This is a genomic window from Streptomyces sp. D2-8 (genome assembly GCF_023184515.1).
Classification (GTDB): Bacteria; Actinomycetota; Actinomycetes; order Streptomycetales; family Streptomycetaceae; genus Streptomyces.
On the sequence record NZ_JAAHBP010000026.1, the window covers coordinates 1 to 23,884 of the forward strand.

Consider the following 23,884-nt stretch of genomic DNA (forward strand, 5'->3'; position numbering starts at 1 on the left):
ACGACCCGAACACATCGGCAACGAACTCCGCCAACTCACCCCGGAGCCGCTCCACTTCCCCCAACCTCACTCCAGGAAGCTACCCACGACCAGCCGAGATCACTCAACGTAACGAAGCACTACTAGGGGGCTTCTGATGGATCTCCGTGGAAGAAGGAGCGGCGTCCGGTGCGGCGAGAGTGCGTGCCGGGCGTCGCGACGCCGCGGAGATCCATCAGAAGCCCCCTAGGCGGACCTGGTCATGATCCGCAGCACTTCCAGGCTGCGCGGCGCCGCGTCCGGCTCGTCGCCGTCACTCGCCGCGAGCCGCACATGGGCGTCCCGGGCGGCCTGGACCGCCTCCGGCCACGCCTCGTGTTCGAGGTACGCGGTGACCGGCGCGTCCGGCCCGACCTGGTGCATGATCCGCAGCACCCGCAGCACGGCGGTGTCGACGAGGGCCGCCTCCTGCGAGTCGCGGAAGATCGTGCCGACGTACTTCTCGGCGGACCAGTGGTCCAGCCAGGTGTCCTCGACCAGCCGGTACACCGCGTCGGTCACGTCGCCGTAGCCGTCCACGCCGGCCAGCCAGACGTCCCGCTGGAACCCGGGATCGGAGAGCATGTGCAGCGCCGAGCGCACGTTGCTGCGCCAGCGCCACCACGGCATGTCGTTGGCAGGCATGCCGCCCATGGTGGATGAGCGACGGCCACGACGGGAAGAGTTCTCCGAAGCTTGCACGGTCATCGATCGTACGTTCCCCTCCACATCGGTCACACCGGCCCCCGCAATTCATCTGTGCGTCACCAATTGTTGACCCCTGATCACTCACGGGTTAGCCGTGTGACGGAATCGTGCGGAACCATGACCGGCAGGCGACGCACCCGCAGCACATTCCTCCCCGGCCTCCTCACCCGTCACGCCAGAAACGGCGCCCTCTCCGCGGGCACTGCGGTCGCGTGCGCGTCGCTCCTCGCCGGATGCGGGGTCGTCCCCGGCACCACGGGGGGTGTCGGGGACGACACCATCACCGTCATGACCTGGGCTCCGCAGGACACCAAGGCCACCAACAAGCCCGGCATGCCCGCCTTCGCCCACGCCTACGCCCGCTGGATCAACGCCAAGGGCGGGATCAACGGCCGCAAGCTCAACGTGCTGACCTGCAACGACCACAACGACAGCGTGGACGCCGCGAAGTGCGCCCGGCGGGCCGCCAAGGAGAACGCGGTCGCGGTCGTCGGATCCTACAGCCAGTACGCCGACTCCTTCTTCCCGTCGCTCGAGGGCGCGGGCATCCCCTACATAGGCGGCTACGGCATCACCAACGCCGAGTTCACCAGCCCCCTGTCCTACCCCGTCAACGGCGGCCAGCCCGCGCTGCTCGCCGGTCTCGGCAGCGCCCTCGCCGGCTGCGGGCCCGTCGCGCTGATCCGGCCCGACACCATCGCGGGCGACCAGCTGCCCCCGCTGCTCGACTCCGGCCTGAAGGCGGGCGGACACCGGGCCTCGAACGACCAGCGGGCGGCGGAGGACGCCACCGAGTACGACGACCAGGCCGAGCGGGCCCTGCGCACGACGACGTCCGGCGCGGCGGACGACGGGTGCGTGGTGCCCGCGCTGGGGGACCGCAACGGCACCTTCATGGACTCCTTCCGGCGGGCCCGCGAGGACTACCCGGAGGTGCGGACGGCCACCGTGCTGGGCAGCGCCGACCAGACGGTGATCGACGCGACCGGCGGGGCATCGGGGCCCTACGAGGGCTCGTACATCACCGGCTGGTACCCGGTGGCGAGCGATCCGCGCTGGGACGGGATGAAGCGGGTGATCCGGGAGGAGGCCTTCGGCGACAACCGCATCGACCCCGCGGACGCCGGAGTGCAGACCACGTGGATCGCCTACACGGTGTTCACGCAGATCGTCGAGTCGCTCGGCGGCGGCGAGGTGAGCGCCGACACGGTGGCGGAGGCCCTGGACGACGGTCTGAAGGTCAGCACGGGCGGGCTCACACCGACGCTGCAGTGGCGGTTCCAGGCCAAGCTCGCCGCCGTGGGCTTCCCGCGGCTGGTCAACGCGAACGTCACCCTTCAGGTGGTGCGGGAGGGGCGGCTGGTCTCGGCGCGCAAGGGCTTCGTCGACACGACGAGGACGCTGGAGAACGCCGACGTGAACTACTGAGCGCCCCGCTCAGCAGTTCACGTCCGGGCAGGATCTCCCGGATCTCCCCGATCTCCCCGATCTCTCAGAGATCCAGATCTCCCAGATCCCTCAGAGCTGCGTCGGCTGGCGCTCGGTCAGGCCGTACTTCTTCGCGATCCCGTTCCACAGCCCGGCCGCCTTGGCCTTCTCGGCGCTGGCGACGCCGCTGGCCCGGTTGCCGGCCTGGGTCTGGTTGGTGGTGCGGGCCTGGCCCTTCTTGCAGCCCTTCTTGCCCGCGGTCTGGTCGGCCCAGGCCGCGTAGTGGTTGTCGGCCGAGGCGGAGGCCTGCCAGGCCTTGGTGAGGGCGGTGGTCAGCGCGGCATGGCCGGGCAGCTTGTCGACCTCGATGCCGGAGAGCCGGGTGACCAGCTGGTTGCGCTGCTTGGCCGCCTCGCGCAGGTCCTTGGCGGCCTGGGGGAGGTTGTCGCAGCCCTTGACGTCGGCGACCGCGTTGATCACGGTGCTGCGGCTGTTGCCGCTGTCGGCGAGCAGCTTGTCCAGCTCGACCGCCTGGGCCCGGGCCGGGTCGGCCGACGGCGAGGCGGATTCCTCCGTCGCGGGCGCGGAGGCGGCCACGGTCTTGTTGTCGCCGCCGTCGTCGTCACCACCGCCTCCGCCGCCGGCGAGCAGCGCGCCCGCGCCGACGCCGAGGACGGCGATGCCGATGCCGACGGCGGCGATCACGGGGACGCGCGAGCCCGAACGGCCGCCGCGCGACCGGCCTCCGGCGGGCGGGGCGTGGGAAGGCTGGGGAGCGCCGTACGAGGCGTGCGGCGGGGGCTGCTCGATGCGGGGCATCTGCTGGGTGGCCCCGGCCGGGCTCTCGGCGCCGGGCTCACTGCGGAAGAGGTTGTCGAACTCGGCGGGCGGCTGTTTGTCCCCGCCGGGCACCGGCGCGATGTACTGGGTCGCCTCGGCGTCCGGGTTCGAGGCGGGCGGCAGCGGTCCGGCTCCCGCCCCGGCCCGGGGCCCGGTCCCGAGGAACCGCGTCGCCTCCGGGTCCTCGCCGGAAGGCCTCTCGGGCGGCAGCACTCCCGGGCCCACCGGGGGTATGTACTGGGTCGCCCCCTCGTCGGCGGACGGCGCGACGGGCGGTATGTACTGCGTGGCCGCGTCCCCCGCGACGGGCGGTATGTACTGGGTCGCGCCCTCGTCGGCAGGCGGCGGCAGGGGTGCGCCTCCTGCGGCGTGCCCGTACGCCCCGGCGTCCGGCGCCTGCGAGGCTCCCCCGCCCGGGGCGCCGTAGGCATCGGCACCCTGCGGATACCCGTACCCGGACCCTCCCTGCGGCAACTGCCCACCGCCGGGTCCGGCACCATGCGCACCGGTCCCCGGCTGCGACTGCGCGCCACCCCCGGCGGAAGCGCCATAGGCATCGGCACCCTGCGGATACCCGTACCCGGAGCCTCCCTGCGGCAGCTGCCCGCCGGTGGATCCATCACCGTGCGCTCCGGGACCCTCCGGAGGCAGCGGGGCTGCCCCGCCGGGGGCGCCGTACGGGTCGTACCCGCCGGCGGCCGCGGGCGGCTGGGCCGTGCCGTACGGGCCGGGGTTGGGGGGCGGGGTGCCCTCCGGGGGGAGCGCGCCCGGGGCCTGGGCGTCCCACGCGGGCGGCTCCGGGGTGCTCCACTGCTGGGGCTGGGACTGCCAGGTCTGTCCCGGCGGCGGGGTCTGCTGCTGGTCGGGGCCCCAGGGCTGGCCCCAGGTCTGGCCCTCCGCGGGAGCCGAGGCCTGCGGCCCGCCCGGCGAAGGCGGGGCGGGCCGGCGGCCGGGGGCGTCACCCGGTCCGCTCGTCATGCCCGGCAGCAGGGGCTCGCCACCGTCGGAGGGCAGCACGATGCCTTCGCGCGCGGGGCGCGCCGAGGGCTCCTCGCCCTGTCCACTCTGCGTCACCGGGACTCCTACTAATGGGGGACCTTGTGAATCGTCGGGTCACGCTACCGGGTCCCCAGAGCCCCGTGCCACGCAGCACAGGGCCCGACCTCATGCCCTGTGAGCGCGGTAACACCGCCGGATCACGGTGCGCCGCTCACTTCACCTCCTGCGCACCCGGCTGCCGTTTCCCGCACGTTCATGCATGCGCAGACCCTGTGTTCACGCCGCCGCCTGCAAGTCGAGCCGCGCCCCGAACTCCCTTACCACCGCCTCGTCCCGATACGGCTCCAGCCGCTGCTGGAAGTCCTCCAGGTACTCGGCGCCCCGGTTGGAGCGCAGCCCCTCGAGCAGTTCCACGGCCTTCATGCCGGTGTTTCAGGCCTCTTCGATCTCGCGCTGCTGCACCTGCGCCGTGGCCAACAGCACATAACCGATGGCCCGGCGGCGCGCCCGCGACTCGGGATGCCCGGCCAGCGACTCCTGCGCGCACCGGGCCGCCGCCTCGGCCTGCCCGAGATCCCGGTGACAGTGGGCCAACTCGTCGGCGAGATACGCCTCGTCGAAGTGCGCGATCCATACCGGGTCGTCCCCGGCGGCAGGGTCGGCCGCCTCCAGGGCGCTCACGGCGCGCCCTGCCGCGGACTGGGCGGCGCGCACGTCGCCCATGAGGGCGTGCCCGCGCGCCTCCGCCGCGAGGAACATCGACTCCGCCCGCGGCGAGACGCGCCCCCGCGCCCCCTCCTGCGCCGCCCGCGCCAACTGCGCGATCTCCCGCGGGTTTCCGAGCTGGGCGGCGAGATGACTCATGGAGGCGGCGAGGACGTACCCGCCGTAGCCGCGGTCCCCGGCGGCCTGCGCCAGTCGCAGTGCCTGGATGTAGTAGCGCTGGGCCAGGCCGGGTTGTCCCGTGTCGACGGCCATGTACCCGGCGAGCTCCGTCAGCCGGGCCACCGCGGCGAACAGGTCCCGCCCGACCGCCTCCCGGTACGACCCCGCCAGCAGCCCCGAGACGACGCTGTTGAGGTAGTGCACGACGACCGGCCGCACATGCCCGCTGCCGTACTGGTGGTCGAGATCCACCAGCGCCTGCGTCATGGCCTGGACCGCCTGCACGTCGGACTGCCCCACCCGCGGCCCCGCCGAACGCGACACCTGCGCGTCGGGCGCGGAGATCAGCCAGTCCCGGCTGGGCTCGACCAGCGCGGACGCGGCGACGGACGAGCCGGACAGGAAGTCCCGCCGCCCCACGTCACTGCGCCACAGCTCGCAGACCTGCTCGATGGCCCCCAGTACCGTCGGCGAGAACTGGAGGCCCACGCCCGAGGCGAGGTTCTTGCCGTTGGCCATGCCGATCTCGTCGATCGTGACCGTGCGGCCGAGTTTGCGGCCCAGGGCCTCGGCGATGATCGCCGGGGCCCGGCCCCGTGGCTGCTGTCCGCGCAGCCAGCGCGCCACCGACGTCTTGTCGTAGCGCAGGTCGAGACCGTGCTCGGCACCGCACATGTTGACCCGGCGGGCCAGGCCGGCGTTGGAGCATCCGGCTTCCTGGATGAGCGCCTGGAGCCGTTCGTTCGGCTGCCTGGCGACGAGCGGCCTTGCGGCCATGGCGTACCCCCTGTGGCTGCGGTGCCTGCCCACGCACCGAGTTGACGTGTCTTCCGCGGCCGAACCCCTCACGTCCCGGCGAAAGGATCCGGCCGTGAAGATCAATGCCCCGCCGACCAGGCGAAAATGCGAGGCATGTGAGGAATGCCGGGGTAACGGCTGGTGCCGGCCCCACTCGTGGCTACCCAGCTCCGGCGACGGATCCTCCTGCGCGCCCCCGCACATGCACCCATGCGCCCCGGGAACGGGGGCGATGCTCTCCCCCGCGCACGCGGGCGGGCGTAACCCCTGGTGACGACCAGAGTTGTGTTCATCGTGGAAGAGACGATCGCCGGCACCGAAGCCGCTCAGATCCCGAAGCAGCGCGGGGAATCGCTGCTGGAGGCCGCTGTTCGCTACGCCGAGGAGCGCCACTGGGACGTGTTCCCGGGCACCTGGCTGGAAGCCGTCGACGGGAGCCAGCGCTGCTCCTGCGGTGACGTGGCGTGTCCGGCGCCCGGGTCGCACCCGGCGCGTCCGGACTGGGCGACGCAGGCGACGGGCAGTGCGACGGTCGCGCGGCGGATGTGGCAGAAGCAGCCGACCGCGTCGATCCTGCTGCCGACGGGGCGGACGTTCGACGCGATCTCCGTGCCGGAGACCGCGGGGTTCCTCGCGCTGGCGCGGATGGAGCGGATGGAGCTGACGCTCGGGCCGGTGACGCTCACGCCGGATCGGCGGATGGAGTTCTTCGTGCTGCCGGGGGCCGCGGTGAAGGTGCCCGATCTGGTGCGGAAGCTGGGGTGGTCGGTGCCGTCGCTGGATCTGACCGTGCTGGGCGAGGGTGCGTATGTGGCGGCGCCGCCCACGCGGTTCGGGTCCCGGGGGGCTGTGCAGTGGGCCTGCCGGCCGACCCCGGCCAATCGGTGGCTGCCGGATGCGGAGGAGTTGATCTCGCCGTTGGCCTATGCGTGCGGCCGGGATCGTTAGGCGCCTGAGCGTCTGCCTGGTTCGTCTTCGTCGGCGGCTGCGAGTTGTCCGTGGCTTGTCGCGCAGTTCCCCGCGCCCCTTGGGTCCGTTCCGCCACCGTAGGGTGCAAGGTGACGGAGGGAGGCGCGGTGGGATCCAGCGCTGTGCGTGTACAGGGGCTCTGGAAGCGGTTCGGGCAGCAGGTCGCTGTTGCCGGGGTCGATCTCGAGTTGCCCGCGGGCAAGTTCATCGGGCTCGTCGGGCCGAACGGGGCCGGGAAGACCACCACCTTGTCGATGGTGACGGGGCTGCTGCGGCCCGACCACGGGACCGTCGAGGTGGTCGGGCACGACGTGTGGCGGGACCCCGTCGAGGTGAAGGCGCGGATCGGGGTGCTGCCGGAGGGGCTGCGGCTGTTCGAGCGGCTGTCGGGGCGGGAACTGCTGGCGTACAGCGGGCGGTTGCGCGGGATGCCCGGTGCCGAGGTCGACAAGCGGGCCACGCAGCTTCTCGACGTCCTTGATCTGGCGGGCGCCCAGCACAAGCTCGTCGTCGACTACTCGACCGGTATGCGCAAGAAGATCGGGCTCGCCACCGCTCTCCTCCACAATCCCGAAGTGCTGTTCCTGGACGAGCCGTTCGAGGGGGTCGACCCCGTCTCCGCCCAGACCATCCGGGGCGTCCTGGAGCGGTACACGGCCTCGGGCGCCACGGTCGTGTTCTCTTCCCACGTCATGGAGCTCGTCGAGTCGCTGTGCGACTGGGTCGCCGTCATGGCCGCCGGGCGGATCCGCGCCACCGGCACGCTCGCCGAGGTGCGCGGCGACGCGCCCTCGCTCCAGCGGGCGTTCCTCGAACTCGTCGGCGCGCAGAGCCGGGACGCCGGGTCCGACCTCGACTGGCTGGGCGGCGGGGCGCGGTGAGCGCCCCCGCGATCACCCCCGTCTTCGTACGGCTGAAGCTGTCGCTGCTGCGCAACGGACTGCGGCAGTCCGGCGGGCGGAAGGCCGCCTACATCACGTCGGCCGTCTTCGCCCTGCTGTTCGCCGCACTGCAGTTGATCGGCCTGATCGCGCTGCGCGGGCACGCGCACGCCGAGTCGGTGGTCGTGCTGGCGGTGGCGGTGCTGGGGCTCGGGTGGGCGGTGATGCCGCTGTTCTTCCCCAGCGGTGACGAGACCCTCGACCCGACCCGGCTGGTGATGCTGCCGCTGCGGCCCCGGCCGCTGGTGCGGGCGCTGCTCACGGCCTCGCTGGTCGGGATCGGGCCTCTGTTCACACTGTGCCTGCTGGTCGGGTCCGTGGTCGCGGTGGCGCGGGGCGGTGCCGCGTTCGCCGTCGGGGTCGTCGCCGTCGCCCTGGCGCTGCTGGTGTGCGTGGCCCTCGCGCGGGCCGTCGCCGCCGCCAACGTGCGGCTGCTGACCAGCCGCAAGGGGCGGGATCTCGCGGTGCTCAGCGGCCTCGTCATCGCGATCGGGGCGCAGATCGTGAACTTCGGCGCGCAGCGGCTCGGGGCGTCGGGGCTGGGTGAACTCGACCCGGCGGCCGAGGTGCTCCAGTGGGTGCCGCCCGCGTCGGCGGTCGGGGCCGTGCACGCGGTGAGCGAGGGCTCGTACGGCATCGCCGTCGCGCAACTGGCGCTGACGGCGGGTGCGTTGGTGGCGCTGCTCGCGCTCTGGTCGCGGCATCTGACCCGGCTGATGACCTCACCCGACGGATCCACCCTGCCGAGCGCCGAGTCGGCCGCCCGGGAGCGCTCGTCCGCCGGGCTGGGGCGGCTGCTGCCGGCGGGGCGTACGGGCACGGTCATGGAGCGCAGCCTGCGGTATGTGTGGCGCGACCCGAAGACCAAGGCCGCCTGGGTGACATCGCTGGCGATCGGGCTGATCGTGCCGGTGTTCAACGCCTGGCAGGGCACCGGGTCGGTGTACTTCGCGTGCTTCGCCGCCGGGATGCTCGGCATCCAGATGTACAACCAGTTCGGGCAGGACACCTCGGCGTTCTGGATGGTCGCGATGACGATCTCATCGACACGTGACGCCTACGTCGAACTGCGCGCCCGGGCGTACGCCCTGCTGCTGATCACCCTGCCGTACGCCACGCTCGTGACGGTCCTGACGACGGCCATGCTCGGCGACTGGCGGCGGCTGCCCGAGGCCCTGGGGCTGTCCTTCGCGCTGCTCGGCGCGATGCTCGCGACCGGGGCGTGGACCTCCGCCCGCTTCCCGTACTCCATCCCGCAGGAGGGCTACAAGAACGTGGCCCCCGGGCAGACCGGGCTCGCCTGGATCTCCATCTTCGGCGGGATGATGGCGGCCGCCCTGCTGTGCGCGCCCGTCATCGCGCTCACGATCTGGCTGAACGTGAGCGCCGACGGCGACGACTGGACGTGGCTGCTGCTTCCGGTGAGCACGGTGTACGGGGCGGCGCTCACGGCGGCGGGGCTGAAACTGGCCGCTCCGCAGACGGCCCGGCGGCTGCCGGAGATCCTGGCGGCGGTCAGCAAGGGGTGAGCCGGGCGGCGAGGGCTGACCCGGTCGGCGAGGGGTGACTCGGCACGGCCGGCGGGGAGCGCCGTCAGCTGTCGCCCAGCGAGTCCAGGAACGGTTCGATGGCGGCGCGCCAGGCCTCCGGCTGGTCGTAGTGCACCAGATGGCCGGCGTCGGCGACCTCCGCGTACTGGCCGCGGGGCAGGACCCGGACCATCTCCTGGGCCTCGGCGCGGCCCAGCTCGCCGTCCAGACCCCGCACGACCAGGGCGGGGCAGCGCACCTGGGCCAGTTCCTCCCAGTGCGCGTCGTACACCCACGTCTCGCGGGAGCGGAGCATCTGCTCCGGTTCGAAGACCGGGCGCCAGCCGTCCGGGGACTCGGCCATCACCTCGGCGTAGAACTCGCCACGGGCCGGATTGGGCCGCTCCACCCAGGGGTCGTCCTCGCCGAACCACTTGCGGACGTCGGCGAGCGTGGCGAAGGGCAGCGGCCAGGCCTTGAACCACTGGCCCCACTCGCGCTGCGAGGCGGCGCCGAGCGCGGAGGCCCGCATGTCGCAGATGATCAGCCCGCGGACCAGGTCGGGACGCCGGGCTGCGAGCTGCCAGGCGGTCAGCGCGCCCATGGCGTGGCCGATGAGGACGACCGGGGCGAGGCCGAGCTGCTCGAGGGCGGCCTCGGCGTCGTCGACATAGGCGCCACGGGTGAAGGAGCCCTGCGGGGGTTTGTCGCTGCGGCCGTGGCCGCGCTGGTCGAGGGCGACGGCGCGGTAGCGCGCGGAGAGCCAGCGGGCGGTGTACGCCCAGTGCGAGGCACGGCCCATGAGGCCGTGCAGTAACAGCACGCCCGGGGAACCCTCCGGCGCGGTGTGCCCGTCGTGCGCCCCCTGCGTGTCCTGCGCCGGATCGGTCTTGGGCGGGTCGCCGAACTCCCAGGCCGCCAGGCGTACGCCGCCCGTCCCGGTCACGTCGATGCGTCGCGCCATGTCCTGGCACCCCCCAAGCTTCGCGCGGACCGGGGCTCCCTCGAGCCGGCCGGTCCTGTGAACCGTGTTCTGCCTGCTGTGCCTTCTGCCGTGCTGGTTGCCGTACCTGTCGGTGCAAGTGTGCCGTGCCCCGCCCGCAGACTATCGAATGCGCTTTCGAGAATGGGGTTCTCGCGGGCAACACCCCTCGTTCGAGTGACCACCCCCGGGGATTGATCTCCGCTGCCGAGGGGAGATCTTCATCGGGAGGCGGACCGCTCGGGGAAACCGGTCCGAGGGGAATGACCCTGAGAGCTCGGGGCTCCGGGTCAGCACAGGGGAGGACAGGCCCCGGCGCCACAAGGCGCCGGGGCCCTCCCCAGCTCCACGGCACATCCTCCCGCCCCTCCCCGGCCGGGTGACATCGCTGTCGAGCCGCGGCCAAGAGCCCCTCAGGTCATATGCCTCACGCGACAGCGTCGCACGGGAATCGTACGAGCGCTGCCATTCGACGGACTGGATCCCGGATTCGGTGCGGATCACGCCAACGCCACAACAGCCTCATACGCCACGGGAGTTGACCGGGGACCGGCCGGGTCGGTCGGTCGGATCAGGGCTTGGCGACGAACACGTGGGACGCGATGTCCGACTCCAGCTCGGCCGCCTCGCCGCCGCTGCCCACCAGCACCCCACCGGCCGACTCGGTCACACTCACCACCGAGCCGGGCTGCACGCCCGCCCGCCGCAGCGTGTACATCAGCTGCGCGTCCGTCTGGATCGGCTCGCCGATCCGGCGCACCACGACCGTCTTGCCCTCGGCGCCCGGGTCGAGGCTGGCCAGCGACACCATGCCCTCGTCCAGGAACGGGTCGGCGCCGTCCTTCTCGCCGAGCTCCTCCAGACCCGGGATCGGGTTGCCGTACGGCGACTCCGTCGGGTGCCGCAGCAGCTCCAGGACGCGGCGCTCCACGGCCTCGCTCATCACGTGCTCCCAGCGGCACGCCTCGGCGTGGACCTGCTCCCACTCCAGACCGATCACGTCGACGAGCAGACACTCGGCGAGGCGGTGCTTGCGCATCACGCGCGTGGCCAGCCGGCGGCCCTCGTCGGTCAGCTCCAGATGCCGGTCGCTGGCGACGGACACCAGGCCGTCGCGCTCCATCCGCGCCACGGTCTGGCTGACGGTCGGCCCGCTCTGGTCCAGCCGCTCGGCGATACGGGCGCGCATGGGGACCACACCCTCTTCCTCCAGCTCGAGGATGGTGCGGAGATACATCTCCGTGGTGTCGATCAGTCCGGACATACGTGCCCCTCGAATGAGATCTGCCGGAGGCTGGACGGCTCACCGGCGTGTGCGCTGGCCCTGCACCCAATTCTGCCGGATACCACCGACAACCGTGCCGCCGGAGGGAAAGCCGGGGGATTAACCGGCCGGGCGCCAGGGTACGGACTTTCCTTTTCGGGGACCTCCCGGCGCTCGGCGCGCGGGCGGCGGCCGCACTCACGGCCGTATTGACACCGCACTGGTCCAGACCGCACCGTGATGCGCGACACAAGCCGCCGAGGCCAGCCCGAAGGGACCCCGTATGAGCGACCGCACGCCGGCCGGCCAGTTCCTCGACGCCGCGATCGGCCTGCTGCGGCAGCTCCGCGACGAGGAGAGCGACGGCATCGCCGCGGCCGGGACGCTGCTCGCCGACACCGTCGCGGGCGGCGGCCGGCTCTTCGCCTTCGGCGCCGGACACTCCTCCCTCGCCGCGCAGGACCTCGTCTACCGCGCCGGCGGTCTCGCGCTGATGAACCTGCTCGCCGTGCCGGGTGTCGTCGGCGTCGACGTCATGCCCGCGCCGCTCGGCTCCGCCCTGGAACGCGTCGACGGCCTCGCGAGCGCCGTCCTCGACAGCTCCCCGCTCCGCGCGGGCGACGCCCTGCTGATCATCTCGCTGTCGGGGCGCAACGCCCTGCCCGTGGAGATGGCCATGAACGCGCGCGCCCTCGGCGTCAAGGTCATCGGCGTGACGTCGGTGGCCTACGCCTCCGAGACGAAGTCCCGGCACGCCTCCGGGACGTATCTGAAGGACCACTGCGACCTCGTGCTCGACTCGAAGATCGCGGTCGGCGACGCGGAACTCACCCACGACGACATCCCCGCCCCCTTCGCCCCCGCCTCGACGGTGGTCACCTCGGCCCTCCTCCAGGCCGTCATGGCGACGACGGCCACCGCCCTCGCCGACCGCGGCATCGAACCGCCCCTGCTGCGCTCCGGGAACGTCGACGGCGGCCACGACTGGAACGCCCGGGTGATGGAGCAGTACCGCGACCGGATCTTCTACCGGCACTGAGCGAGCCGGGGCGGGCGCCTCTCAGCGATCCGGCAGCCCCGCCAGATCCAGCGCCGCCGCGATCCGTAGCGCCACGTCCTCCGCGTACATCGCGTCGGAGCGCTCGAAGGCGCTGCGGCCCGCGCCCCGCAGGAACGTCACGACGCCCAGGGTCCGGCCCCGGCTGCGCAGCACCGCGCACAGGGCGTGGACCGCGTCCGGGGGCCACTGGCGGGCCAGGGCCCACTCACGGGCCGCCTCGGGCGGGGCGGCGCCCGCGCTCGCGCGCAGGGCTCCCACGCGCTCCACGCACTGCAGGGCCGGGTGCCCCTCGGCGTAGCGGACGGGCAGGCCCGCGCGGCCGGCGAGCTTGCTCGGGCCCGGCGCTCCGGAGGGTGTGGCGGCGACCCGGACCAGCCGGACCGGCCCCTCGGCCTCCGCGTCGGTGAGCGCGCCGCCGGCGACCCGGTCGATCAGCGCGTGGTCGGCGAAACCGGCCAGGGCGAAGTCCAGGTGGACCGTCGCCGACTCCGTCGGGTCCTCGCACTCGGCCGCTGCCCGCGACGCCCGGTGCAGCTGCTGCGTACGGAAGCGCAGCAGGGACGCCTCCTGCTCGGCCTGCTTGGCCTCCGTCACGTCCTGGAACAGCCAGCCCACGCCCAGCGGAACCGGCTCCTCCGCGAGCGGCGAGGCCAGCCGCAGGAAGCCGCTGCGCCAGCACCGGCGCTTCTCGCCCTCCGAGGCGCGCACACTCACCCACACCTCGGCGGGCGCGGGCGGCGCACCCTCCGCCAGCACGTGCTGCAACGCGCTCTCCAGCTCCTCCACGCCCTGCGACAGCAGCTCTCCGAGCGGCCGTCCCAGCACCGACGTACGCCCCGTGCCCAGCGCCCGGGCCGCGTGCGCGTTCACCACGGCCGGCCGCAGGTCCACGTCGACCAGCACGACGCCCCAGCTGGCGTCCTCGAACAGCGCCTCGCTCAGCGCGATGGACCGCTCCAGATCGATCTGCGCGTGCACCTCGCTGAACGCGCAGTACACACCCGCCGGCTTTCCGTCGGGCCCGCGCACCGCCGCCGACTGCGTCCGGACGAGCACGCGCCCGCCGTCCTTCGTCAGCAGAGCGAACTCGTGCACCTGCCGCCCGGGCGCGTGCATGACCGACAACAGCCGCCCCTCGACCGCCTCGGCGTCCGCGGTGCGCACGGCCCACCCGGCCAGCCCACGCCGCCCCACGGCCTCGTCCGCGCTCCACCCCAGGATCCGCTCGGCCTCGCGGTTCCAGTGCGTCACGACCCCGTCGGCGTCGAAGGCGCACAGCGCCGCGTCCATCCCGTCCAGCAAAGCGGCAAGCAGATCCGAACCATCCGAGCTCTCCCGCTCGGGCTCGTCCGGCCCCAGCTCGTCGGTGGTCCCACTACGCCGGGAAGCACTCACCTGGACCCCCTGCAGGCTGCGTCCGCACGTACGGCACGTCGGTTCGCTCCTTGCAATCATTCAACTGGAACGTGACCCAGCGCACACCGAGTTCCCACAACATTGAAGGAATCGTTGTACGGCGGCAATCCCCACGTCAACGCCCCGGAGGCCGCCCGGCGGGCCACACCGTCAGCCGATGGACGCCGTCAGTCGATCAACGGCGCAGCCCCGGCGCCGCTCCCCCGCCGCGCGTACACCTCGATCTCGATCTTCATACGGGGGTCCGCCAGCCCGCACACCAACATCGTCGCGGCCGGCCGCACCTCACCGAAGCACGCGCGGAGCACCGGCCAGCACGGCTCGAAGTCCTCCCGCTCCGGCAGCAGGTACCGCACCCGCACGACATCCGCGAACGAAGACCCGGCCTCCTCCAGCGCGGCCCCGATGTTCCGCAGACACTGCTCGGCCTGCTCCACCACGTCCTCGGAGATCGTCATGTCCGCGTAGTCGAACCCGGTCGTCCCCGAGACGTGCACCCAGTCCCCGTCCACGACGGCCCGGGCGTACCCGATCCGCTCCTCGAACACCGAACCACTGAGAATCGCCTGCCGCCGCTCCGTCATGCGCCGAACGCTAGGCAGGGGATCGTTCATACGTCCAATGCGGGACGAGGCACGCCCTGAAGTCTCGGAAAAACAGTTGAGCCGCCGACAGCGGGCTGCCTAGGGTGGCAAGCACTTCAGAAGGGAGGTGGTTCGGCAGATGTATGGATACCGGACGGAAGAGGTGGCTGCGGGCTGACGGCCCGACACCACATTCAGTGCGGTGCCGAGCCAGCGCGTGAGCAACGTGCAGCCGGCCCAATCTCAAGCAGTCACCCGACCCGCGAGTCGCCGGTACGTCCGGCCGGCTCCTCCTCAGGAGGAACCAGACTCGCGGGTCGCCTGCTTTTTCCGCGCTTTTTCGGGGGCGACGACGGTGGATACGTGGCGCGACGACCGGATCGGCAGTGCCCTGCGGGGGGAGAACCCGGCCGTGATGCGGAGGCTGGGCTCCGGGTTCGCGGCGATCGGGGATGTGCAGTTCCTGCCCGGCTACTCGGTGTTGCTGACCGATGATCCGGCGGTGCAGCGGTTGTCCGAGCTGCCGCGGAGCGGGCGGCTGGCGTTCCTGGCCGACATGGACCGGCTCGGGGAAGCCGTCGAGCGCGCCTGCCGGCGGATGGGGCCGGGGTTCAGGCGGGTCAATCTGGAGATCCTCGGGAACGCCGACGGGTTCCTGCACGCGCATGTGTGGCCGCGCTACGAATGGGAGCCCGCGGAGCTCGTACGGCTGCCCGTGTGGCTCTATCCGCGGAGGATGTGGAGCGAGGAGCGGTACGCGCTCGGGCCGGCGCACGACCCGCTGCGGGAGGCCATCGGCGAGGAGCTGGACCGGCTCGCGGGGTGAGACGTGCGGACGGCCTCACCCGGAGGTGGGTGAGGCCGTGAGCGGGTCGGATCAGTGGGCGATGTCCTCGTAGCCCTCGATCTCGCGCGGGCTGCGGGTGCCCGGGCCGGTGTAGCGGGCCGAGGGGCGGACCAGGCGGCCGGTGCGCTTCTGCTCCAGGATGTGGGCGGACCAGCCGGCCGTGCGGGCGCAGGTGAACATGGACGTGAACATGTGGGCCGGGACCTCGGCGAAGTCCAGGACGATGGCCGCCCAGAACTCGACGTTCGTGGCGAGGACGCGGTCGGGGCGGCGGGCGTGGAGTTCCGCGAGGGCCGCCTTCTCCAGGGCCTCGGCGACCTCGAAGCGGGGGGCGCCCAGCTCGCGGGCCGTACGGCGCAGAACCCTCGCCCTCGGGTCCTCGGCGCGGTAGACGCGGTGGCCGAAGCCCATGAGGCGCTCGCCCTTGTCGAGGGTCTGCTTGACGTAGGCCTCGGCGTCACCCGTGCGCTCGATCTCCTCGATCATGTGGAGGACGCGGGAGGGGGCGCCGCCGTGCAGCGGGCCGGACATCGCGCCCACCGCGCCGGAGAGCGCCGCCGCCACGTCCGCGCCGGTCGAGGCGATGACCCTCGCCGTGAACGTGGACGCGTTCATGCCGTGCTCCGCGGCGCTCGTCCAGTACGCGTCCACCGCCGCCACGTGCTTGGGGTCCGGCTCGCCCCGCCAGCGGATCATGAAGCGCTCTACGACGGACTGGGCCTTGTCGATCTCCCGCTGCGGAACCATCGGCAGGCCCTGGCCGCGGGCGGACTGGGCGACGTACGAGAGCGCCATGACGGCCGCTCGGGCCAGGTCCTCGCGGGCCTCTTCGGCGTCGATGTCGAGGAGAGGCTTGAGGCCCCAGACGGGCGCCAGCATGGCCAGGGCGGACTGGACGTCCACGCGGATGTCGCCGGAGTGCACGGGGATGGGGAACGGCTCGGCGGGCGGCAGCCCGGGATTGAAGGCGCCGTCGACGAGCAGGCCCCAGACGTTGCCGAACGAGACATGGCCGACGAGGTCCTCGATGTCGACGCCCCGGTACCGGAGTGCGCCGCCCTCCTTATCCGGTTCGGCGATCTCCGTCTCGAACGCGACGACTCCCTCGAGCCCGGGTACGAAGTCGGACATCAGGCGGCTCCTCGTGATGTAAGTGACAGATGGTGTGATGTGGGGTGGAACGAACCATGTGTCAGTCAGCTGGCGAAGCGGGCGGCCGCCCGGTGGATCCGCGGTCGTCCCTGCGACTCGCGGTCCTGGCCGGCCTCCCCCTGTGATGCCCCGAACGGCTGGCGGTCACCCAACCGGAACGGCACGGAAACGATATCCCCGAGTGCCACCGTTGGGGAGGGTTCACGGCACTCAGTGCCACGCAGTGACGAAGGACACCGTCCATACGGCAAGATGACCGGGTGACCGACCGCGACGACGTCCCTTTCGATCTGGCCTCGATGCGCAAGCAGTACCGGGCCGAGGGGCTCTCCGAGACCGAGCTGGCCGCCACGCCCGTCGAGCAGTTCGCGCGCTGGTTCAAACAGGCCGCGACGGACGGCGGGCTGTTCGAACCGAACGCCATGATCGTCTCGACGGCCGACGCCGAGGGGCGGACGAGCTCCCGCACGGTGCTGCTCAAGCACTTCGACGAGCAGGGCTTCGTCTTCTACACGAACTACGACTCCCGCAAGGCCCGTGACCTGGCGGAGAACCCGTACGTCTCGCTGCTGTTCCCCTGGCACCCCATGGCCCGGCAGGTCATCGTGACCGGGGTCGCCCGGCGCACCGGCCGGGACGAGACGGCGGCGTACTTCCGCACCCGGCCGCACGGCTCACAGCTGGGGGCATGGGCCAGCGCCCAGTCCTCGGTGATCTCCACGCGGGCCGACATCGACGGCGCGTACGCCGAGCTGGCCGCCCGCTACCCCGAGGGCGAGCAGGTGCCCGTGCCCCCGCACTGGGGCGGCTTCCGGGTGGCCCCGCAGACGGTGGAGTTCTGGCAGGGCCGCGAGAACCGGATGCACGACCGGCTGCGGTACGTGGAGCGGCCGGACGGAAGCTGGCGCGTGGAGCGGCTCAGCCCCTGAGGCTTCCTCGGGCTCAGATCGCTCCCCACACGTACGCCGTGCGGTGGCCGTCGAGCAGGGCGGCCAGGCGGGTGCGGAAGTCCTCGGTGAGGTCGGGCCAGTTCCAGAACTCGAAGCCGAGGTGGCCGAAGGCCAGGGGGCACTCGTCCCAGGACCGGTCCGGGACGGCGACGGCCGCCGTGCAGGCGGGGCAGGGCACGGAGGCGCTCCCCGTCTCGTACCAGGTCTGCATCGCGGTGCTGAAGCGCGGCCACACGTCGTCGTCCAGCGCGGTGACCGCCCGGCAGCGCGGGCAGACGGCCGCCCCCGGCATGTCCGCGCCACTGGTGAAGCCCGTGCGGCCCGTGTGGACGGCGAGGCCGTCCCAGGGCTCGTGGTCCCAGTCGTCGCTCACGGCCCGCTCCCAGTGGGGCCCGGGGGGATGGCCCAGAGGCTGTCCGAGGACGCACCGCGTGCGGTCGGCGAGGACGACGCCCTCCGCCACGAGCCACTCCACGACCCGGTGGCCAGGGGTTCGGCGTCCGCCGCGCCGGCGTCGAGGTCGACGATCGTCTGGAACCGGTCCCCCATGGTCAGCCCAGCGACTCCTCGAGCAGCCCCGCCCACTGGGCCACCACCCGTTCCCGGCGGGCCGCGTCGTCCGTGAGGAGGTTGGCGAGGCCCAGGCCGCGGGCCATGTCGAGGAGGCCCTGGACCGTTTCGCGGACGCCGGGGACGGATTCGTCGGCGGCGAGGAGGTCGACGGCTATGCGGTGGGTTTCGCGGCCGACGCGGGATTCGAGCTCGGTGACGCGGGGCCGGAGCTGCTCCTCGTTGGAGGCGGCGACCCAGAGGTGGAGGGCCGCGCGGAACAACGGCCCCGTGTAGAGGTCGACCAGGGCGGCGACGACGGCGTGACGGTCTCCGGCCGCGCCCTCGGGGAACAGGGCGCGCAGGGCCGTGGAGCGTTCCTCGGCGACGTACTCGACGGCGGCCGTGAAGAGGTCCTCGCGGGTCGGGAAGTGGTGCTGGGCGGCGCCGCGGGAGACGCCGGCGCGTTCGGCGACCACGGAGACGGTGGATCCCGCCCAGCCGTGTTCGGCCAGGCACGACACCGCGGCTTCGAGGAGCCGCTGCCGGGTGGCCCGGCTGCGGTCCTGCTTGGGGACTCTCTCCGCACGGTCGACCGCGCTCACACCACCCATGCCGGATCCCGTCGTTCGAGGAAGGCCGTCATCCCCTCGCGGGCCTGCGGGGAGGAGAACAGCCGGGCCGAGAGCGCGGTCAGGTCGGCAGCGTCCCGGTCGAAGGCTTCCAGCACCCTAGTCGTGAGCAGCCGTTTCGTCTCGGCCAGGGCGTCGGGGGCGGACTTGCGCAGGCCTTCCAGGACGGGGGCCAGGGCCGTGTCGACGTCGGCGGCATGGGTGGTGAGCAGGCCCGTTGCGGTTGCTTCCGCCGCGTCGAAGCGCTCGCCCGTGAGGTAGTAGCGGGACAGGGCGCGGGGGTTCGTGCGGGGCAGGAGCGGGAGGGAGATGACCGCGGGGGCGACGCCGATGCGGACCTCCGTGAAGGCGAAGGTGGCTTCCGTGGCGGCGGCCGCGATGTCGCAGGCGGCCAGGAGGCCGAGGCCGCCCGCGCGGACGTGGCCGGTGACCCGGGCGACGACCGGTTTGGGCAGCTCGATGATCTGCCGCAGCAGGGCGACCAGGGCCTCGGGCGGCGGGGGCTCCTTGAGGTCGGCGCCCGCGCTGAACGTGGTGCCGGTGTGGGTGAGGACGATCGCGCGGACCCCGGGGTCCTTCCCGGCGTCGGTGAGCGCGTCGGCCAGTTCGCCGACCAGGGCCGCCGACAGGGCGTTGCGGTTCCGGGGCGAGTCGAGGGACAGGGTCTCCACGGCACGCGCGCGGGTACGGGCGATCAGCGTCATGCGCTCTCCCTGAGCTGTCGGCGGAGGATCTTGCCGGAGGCCGCGCGGGGGACGCCGACGATGAAGGTGACGTGGCGGATCCGCTTGTAGGGGGCCACGCGCTCGGCGACGTACATCATGATCTCCGCCTCGGTGAGGTCCGCGGCGGACGGCTGGCGGACCACGTACGCGTGCGGGACCTCGTTGCCGTCGTCGTCGTACCTGCCGACGACGGCGGCGTCGGCGATGCCCGGGTGGGTGAGGAGCAGGGCCTCCAGCTCGGCGGGGGCCACCTGGAAGCCCTTGTACTTGATGAGTTCCTTGACGCGGTCGACGACGAAGAGCCAGCCTCCCCCACCGTCCACGTGTCCCACGTCCCCGGTGTGCAGCCAGCCGTCGGCGTCGATCATCGCGGCGGTGGCGTCGGGGCGGCCGAGGTAGCCCTTCATGACCTGGGGGCCGCGGATGAGGATCTCGCCGGATTCGCCGGCGGGGAGGTCCTTGGCGGGGTCGTCGAGGGAGACGATGCGCATCTCGGTGCCGGCGATGAGCTTGCCGACGGTTCCGGGCGGGGCCTGGCTCATGGCGTCCAGGGGGACGACGTGCGTGCCGGGTGACAGTTCCGTCATGCCGTAGGCCTGGCCGACGGGCGGCAGGCCGAGCCGCTCGGAGCAGGCGGCGGCGAGACGGGCGTCCAGGGGCGCGGCGGCGCTGATGATGTATTCCAGGGACGACAGGTCGTACTGGGCGACGGCCGGGTGCTTGGCGAGGGCCAGGACGATCGGCGGGGCCACGTACAGCGCCGTGATGCGGTGGTTCTGGATGGCCGCGAGGAACTGCTCCAGGTCGAAGCGGGGCAGGACGACGACGGTGGCGCCCTGCCGCAGGGGCGCGTTCATCAGGGCGGTCAGGCCGTATATGTGGAAGAAGGGCAGCACCGCCAGGACGCGGTCCCCCGGGCCCGCGGGGACCGCCGGGTGGAGCTGGGCGAGGTTGGTGGCGAGCTGCCGGTGCGTGAGCATCACGCCCTTGGGGATGCCGGTGGTACCGGAGGAGTACGGCAGGGCCGCGATGTCCTCGGCGGGGTCGATGGCGACCTGCGGCTCGGGGGCCGCGGAGGCCAGCATGTCGATCAGGGAGCGGTGGCCGCTCGCGCTGTCGCACACGAAGATCTCGCGTACGCCGCCCGCGAGTTCGGCGGCCCGGCGGGCGACGTCCAGCAGGGGTGAGACGGTGACGATCCAGCGGGCCGCCGAGTCCCGCAGCTGTTTCGCGAACTCCTCGGCGGTGGCGAGCGGGTGCACGGTGGTGACGGTGGCACCCGCGCGCGTGGCCGCGTAGAAGGCGGTAGGGAAGGCGATGGTGTTGGGACTGTGCAGGGCGAGGACGTCGCCCTTGCGGACACCGGCCTCGGCGAGGGCGGCGGCGACGCGCCGGTGGAACCGGTCCACCTGCTCGTACGAGAGGGTGGTGCCGTCCGTGCCGTCGATCAGCGCCGGGGTGTCGCCGAACTCGGCGGCCCGGGCCAGGACCGCTTCGTGGATGGGCAGTTCGACGGGCGGGACGTCTGCGTACTCGCTGCGGAACATGGCGGTTCCTCCTCGCGGCGCGGGCCGTCTCAGGGTCCTCAGTACGACTTGGGCAGGCCCAGGGTCTGGTGGGAGACGTAGTTGAGAATCATCTCCCGGCTCACCGGCGCAATACGAGCCACGCGCGCGGCCGTTATCAGCGAGGCGAGGCCGAACTCGCGCGTGAGGCCGTTGCCGCCGAGGGTGTGCACGGCCTGGTCGACCGCCTTCACACAGGCCTCACCGGCGGCGTACTTCGCCATGTTGGCGGCCTCTCCGGCGCCCATGTCGTCGCCCGCGTCGTAGAGGGCGGCGGCCTTCTGCATCATCAGGCGGGCGAGTTCGAGGTCGATGTGCGCCTGGGCCAAGGGGTGGGCGATGGCCTGGTGGGCGCCGATGGGGGTGCTCCAGACGGTGCGGTCGCGGGCGTACTCGATGGCCTTCGCGAGGGCATGGCGGCCCATGCCGATCGCGAAGGCGGCCGTCATGATGCGCTCGGGGTTGAGGCCGGCGAAGAGCTGGAGGAGTCCCGCGTCCTCGTCGCCGACCAGGGCGTCGGCGGGCAGCCGCACGTCGTCCAGGATGAGCTCGAACTGCTTCTCCGCGGCGTGGAGTTCCATGTCGATGGGGCGGCGGGTGAAGCCGGGGGTGTCGCGCGGGACGATGAAGAGGCAGGGCTTGAGGCGGCCGGTGCGGGCGTCTTCGGTGCGGCCGACGATGAGGGTCGCGTCCGCGATGTCCACGCCGGAGATGAAGACCTTGCGGCCGGTGAGGAGCCAGTCGGCTCCGTCTTTTCGTGCCGTGGTGGTGATGCGGTGGCTGTTGGAACCCGCGTCGGGTTCCGTGATGCCGAAGGCCATGAGGCGAGTGCCGTCGGCCAGACCGGGGAGCCACTGTTGTTTCTGGGCGTCCGTGCCGAAGCGGGCTATGACGGTGCCGCAGATCGCTGGTGAGACGACCAGCATCAGGAGGGGACAGCCTGCGGCGCCGAGTTCTTCGAGGACGATGGAGAGTTCGGAGATGCCTCCGCCGCCGCCTCCGTACTCCTCGGGGAGGTTGACGCCCAGGTAGCCGAGTTTGCCTGCCTCGGACCAGAGTGGGGTGGTGTCGGTGGTGCGACCGTGGCGTGTGCCGAGTGCGGCGACGGCCTCTCGTAGGGCCTTGTGGTCTTCCGTGTCCATGGGAGTCCTTTCGGGTGCGGGCTCGTCGTGGCTGGTCGCGCAGTTCCCCGCGCCCCTTCAGGCCTCCTGTACGACCGCCAGCAGCATCCCCGGCTCCACCTGCTGGCCGGGTGCCACCGGCAACTCGGTCAGCGTGCCCGTCACCGGCGCTGTGATCTTGTGCTGCATCTTCATCGCCTCCAGCCAGAGGAGGGGGTCGCCCGCCTTCACGGGTGTTCCTGCCGTGAGGCCGTCGGCGACTCGGACGACCGTGCCCGGCATGGGGGCCAGGAGGGAGCCCGGGGCGTGCTGGGTGGTGGGGTCGGGGAAGCGGGGCAGGGCGGTCAGGGCCGTTGTGTTGACGTAGACCTGGTTGCCGTGGCGGGCGACCTCGTACTTCCGCTGCACCCCGTCCACGTCCAGGATCACGAGACGCGCGTCGGCGTGCACCACCCGCACCCCGTCCGCCTCCAGGCCCTCCCTGCCGTGCCGGTAGCGGGCCTCGTGCTCCTCGCCCGCCATCAGGTACCGCTTGCTCTGCGGCTGGGACGGTACGTTGCGCCAGCCTCCGAAGCGGGAGCGGCCGTGGGCGTCGGCGAGGGCGGCGGCGAGCGGGGCGTGCGGGTCGGGGGCCGGTTCGGTCAGTCCGGGCAGGTGGCGGTCGTAGAAGCCGGTGTCCATGCGGGCCGCGGTGAACTCCGGGTGGCACAGGGAGCGGACCAGGAGGTCGCGGTTGGTGACGGGGCCGTGGATCACCGCGCGGTCGAGGGCGGCGGCCAGCTTGCGGATCGCCTCGGCGCGGTTGGGGGCGTGGGCGACCACCTTGGCGACCATGGGGTCGTAGTGGACGCCGATGTCGTCGCCGTCCGCGTAACCGGTGTCCAGGCGCACGGCGTCGGGGACGGCGAGGCGGTGCAGTCGGCCGGTCTGCGGTGCCCAGTCCCTGGCCGGGTCCTCGGCGTAGAGGCGGGCCTCGACGGCGTGTCCCCGCGCGCGTGGGGGGTCGTCCGCGAGGGCGTGGCCCTCGGCGACGCGGATCTGCTCGGCGACGAGATCGACCCCGAACACCGCCTCCGTCACGGGGTGTTCCACCTGGAGGCGGGTGTTCATCTCCAGGAAGTGCGCCTGCTCGCCCGCGACGAGGAACTCCACGGTTCCGGCGCCGACGTACCCCACCGCGCGGGCGGCCCGTACGGCGAGGGCGCGGACCTCCGCGTCGAGTGCGGCGGACAGTCCGGGCGCCGGGGCCTCCTCGATCACCTTCTGGTGACGGCGCTGGAGGGAGCAGTCGCGGGTGCCGAGCGCCCACACCGTGCCGTGCGTGTCGGCGAGCACCTGCACCTCGACGTGCCGGCCGCCCTCCACGTACGGCTCGACGAACACCTCGCCGTCGCCGAAGGCGCTCGCGGCCTCGGCGCGGGCGGCGGCCAACTCGGCGTCCAGGTCCGCCAGGTGCCGTACGACGCGCATGCCGCGGCCGCCGCCGCCCGCCGCCGCCTTCACCAGCACCGGCAGGTCGGCCTCGGTGGCCTCCCGCAGGGGCTCGATGCCCAGCAGCTCCTTGGCGCGCGTCTTGGACGCCATCACCTCGATCGCCTCCGGGGGCGGCCCTATCCACACCAGACCGGCGTCCTGGACGGCCCGCGCGAAGCCGGCGTTCTCGGAGAGGAAGCCGTAACCGGGGTGCACGGCGTCCGCGCCGGCGGCCAGGGCGGCCTTCACGATCAGGTCGCCGCGCAGATAGGTGTCGGCGGGCGCCGACCCCGGCAGCCGTACGGCGGTGTCGGCCACGCGCGCGTGGAGGGCGTGCGCGTCAGCGTCCGAGTGCACGGCGACCGTCCGGATTCCCGCCGCACGGCAGGTGCGGACGACACGGCAGGCGATCTCGCCCCGGTTCGCGACAAGAACTGAAGTGATCATGG

Annotated in this window: 20 protein-coding genes and 1 pseudogene; 7 read left to right on the forward strand and 14 right to left on the reverse strand. The window is 72.5% G+C overall.

Features of this window, described 5'->3' with window-relative positions; all coding sequences use genetic code 11:
* Positions 1-225: 225 nt before the first annotated feature.
* Positions 226-726: a hypothetical protein gene (locus G3I77_RS34615; RefSeq protein ID WP_248510260.1), complete on the reverse strand. Its 501-nt coding sequence runs from the start codon at positions 724-726 to the stop codon at positions 226-228.
* A 117-nt stretch (positions 727-843) separates the two neighbouring features.
* Here G3I77_RS34615 and G3I77_RS34620 point away from each other — a divergent pair, with 117 nt between their 5' ends.
* Positions 844-2,154: an ABC transporter substrate-binding protein gene (locus tag G3I77_RS34620; RefSeq protein WP_248510262.1), complete on the forward strand. Its 1,311-nt coding sequence runs from the start codon at positions 844-846 to the stop codon at positions 2,152-2,154.
* A 90-nt stretch (positions 2,155-2,244) separates the two neighbouring features.
* On the opposite strand, the gene G3I77_RS34625 is transcribed toward G3I77_RS34620, so the two are convergent.
* A complete protein-coding gene (locus tag G3I77_RS34625; protein WP_248510264.1) occupies positions 2,245-4,068 on the reverse strand; it encodes a hypothetical protein in 1,824 nt (607 codons plus the stop codon).
* A gap of 201 nt (positions 4,069-4,269) precedes the next feature.
* A pseudogene (locus G3I77_RS34630) lies at positions 4,270-5,655 on the reverse strand (transcriptional regulator).
* Between the two features lie 306 nt (positions 5,656-5,961).
* Between G3I77_RS34630 and G3I77_RS34635 the strand changes: the two are divergent.
* The 3 genes from G3I77_RS34635 (at position 5,962) to G3I77_RS34645 (ending at position 9,115) form a co-directional block, all read left to right on the forward strand.
* Entirely contained in the window at positions 5,962-6,624 is a 663-nt protein-coding gene (locus G3I77_RS34635; protein ID WP_248510496.1) for a bifunctional DNA primase/polymerase, read from the forward strand.
* Positions 6,625-6,734: 110 nt separating this feature from the next.
* Positions 6,735-7,526: an ABC transporter ATP-binding protein gene (locus tag G3I77_RS34640; RefSeq protein WP_248510266.1), complete on the forward strand. Its 792-nt coding sequence runs from the start codon at positions 6,735-6,737 to the stop codon at positions 7,524-7,526.
* On the forward strand, positions 7,523-9,115 hold the full coding sequence (locus G3I77_RS34645) for a transporter (RefSeq protein WP_248510267.1): 1,593 nt from the start codon (positions 7,523-7,525) through the stop codon (positions 9,113-9,115). Before G3I77_RS34640 ends, G3I77_RS34645 begins: the two co-directional genes overlap by 4 nt.
* 64 nt (positions 9,116-9,179) lie before the next feature.
* Here G3I77_RS34645 and G3I77_RS34650 read toward each other — a convergent pair whose 3' ends face one another.
* Both G3I77_RS34650 and G3I77_RS34655 read right to left on the reverse strand, forming a co-directional pair.
* Positions 9,180-10,079, reverse strand: coding sequence for an alpha/beta fold hydrolase (locus G3I77_RS34650; protein ID WP_248510268.1), 900 nt, complete (start codon positions 10,077-10,079; stop codon positions 9,180-9,182).
* 589 nt (positions 10,080-10,668) lie between these two features.
* Positions 10,669-11,361 carry a metal-dependent transcriptional regulator gene (locus G3I77_RS34655; protein ID WP_053671441.1) on the reverse strand — a complete coding sequence of 231 codons (693 nt, stop codon included), beginning with the start codon at positions 11,359-11,361 and terminating at the stop codon, positions 10,669-10,671.
* 283 nt (positions 11,362-11,644) lie between these two features.
* On the opposite strand from G3I77_RS34655, the gene G3I77_RS34660 reads away from it, so the two are divergent.
* A complete protein-coding gene (locus G3I77_RS34660) occupies positions 11,645-12,400 on the forward strand; it encodes an SIS domain-containing protein (RefSeq protein ID WP_248510271.1) in 756 nt (251 codons plus the stop codon).
* A gap of 21 nt (positions 12,401-12,421) precedes the next feature.
* On the opposite strand, the gene G3I77_RS34665 is transcribed toward G3I77_RS34660, so the two are convergent.
* A complete protein-coding gene (locus tag G3I77_RS34665) occupies positions 12,422-13,876 on the reverse strand; it encodes a PAS domain-containing protein (protein ID WP_248510273.1) in 1,455 nt (484 codons plus the stop codon).
* Positions 13,877-14,004: 128 nt separating this feature from the next.
* Complete coding sequence (locus tag G3I77_RS34670) at positions 14,005-14,421, reverse strand: RidA family protein (RefSeq protein WP_248510276.1); 417 nt, start codon at positions 14,419-14,421, stop codon at positions 14,005-14,007.
* Between the two features lie 415 nt (positions 14,422-14,836).
* Between G3I77_RS34670 and G3I77_RS34675 the strand changes: the two genes are divergently transcribed.
* Positions 14,837-15,247 (forward strand): diadenosine tetraphosphate hydrolase, encoded by a 411-nt coding sequence (locus G3I77_RS34675; protein ID WP_248510497.1) that lies wholly within the window; start codon positions 14,837-14,839, stop codon positions 15,245-15,247.
* Positions 15,248-15,298: 51 nt separating this feature from the next.
* Here G3I77_RS34675 and G3I77_RS34680 read toward each other — a convergent pair whose 3' ends face one another.
* Positions 15,299-16,399, reverse strand: coding sequence for a citrate synthase 2 (locus G3I77_RS34680; RefSeq protein ID WP_248510277.1), 1,101 nt, complete (start codon positions 16,397-16,399; stop codon positions 15,299-15,301).
* 281 nt (positions 16,400-16,680) lie between these two features.
* Here G3I77_RS34680 and pdxH point away from each other — a divergent pair, with 281 nt between their 5' ends.
* On the forward strand, positions 16,681-17,349 hold the full coding sequence (pdxH, locus tag G3I77_RS34685) for a pyridoxamine 5'-phosphate oxidase (RefSeq protein WP_248510278.1): 669 nt from the start codon (positions 16,681-16,683) through the stop codon (positions 17,347-17,349).
* A 13-nt stretch (positions 17,350-17,362) separates the two neighbouring features.
* On the opposite strand, the gene G3I77_RS34690 is transcribed toward pdxH, so the two are convergent.
* The 6 genes from G3I77_RS34690 to G3I77_RS34715 form a co-directional block, all read right to left on the reverse strand.
* Positions 17,363-17,845, reverse strand: coding sequence for a hypothetical protein (locus tag G3I77_RS34690; protein ID WP_248510279.1), 483 nt, complete (start codon positions 17,843-17,845; stop codon positions 17,363-17,365).
* A gap of 76 nt (positions 17,846-17,921) precedes the next feature.
* On the reverse strand, positions 17,922-18,533 hold the full coding sequence (locus tag G3I77_RS34695) for a TetR/AcrR family transcriptional regulator (RefSeq protein WP_248510280.1): 612 nt from the start codon (positions 18,531-18,533) through the stop codon (positions 17,922-17,924).
* Positions 18,521-19,255 carry an enoyl-CoA hydratase family protein gene (locus tag G3I77_RS34700; protein ID WP_248510282.1) on the reverse strand — a complete coding sequence of 245 codons (735 nt, stop codon included), beginning with the start codon at positions 19,253-19,255 and terminating at the stop codon, positions 18,521-18,523. The genes G3I77_RS34695 and G3I77_RS34700 overlap by 13 nt, the downstream gene beginning before the upstream one ends.
* On the reverse strand, positions 19,252-20,823 hold the full coding sequence (locus G3I77_RS34705) for a 4-coumarate--CoA ligase family protein (RefSeq protein ID WP_248510284.1): 1,572 nt from the start codon (positions 20,821-20,823) through the stop codon (positions 19,252-19,254). Before G3I77_RS34705 ends, G3I77_RS34700 begins: the two co-directional genes overlap by 4 nt.
* 38 nt (positions 20,824-20,861) lie before the next feature.
* The gene (locus G3I77_RS34710) at positions 20,862-21,983 is read right to left on the reverse strand and encodes an acyl-CoA dehydrogenase family protein (RefSeq protein ID WP_248510285.1); all 1,122 of its coding nucleotides are present in this window, start codon (positions 21,981-21,983) and stop codon (positions 20,862-20,864) included.
* 57 nt (positions 21,984-22,040) lie between these two features.
* A complete protein-coding gene (locus tag G3I77_RS34715; protein WP_248510286.1) occupies positions 22,041-23,882 on the reverse strand; it encodes a biotin carboxylase N-terminal domain-containing protein in 1,842 nt (613 codons plus the stop codon).
* Positions 23,883-23,884: the final 2 nt, after the last annotated feature.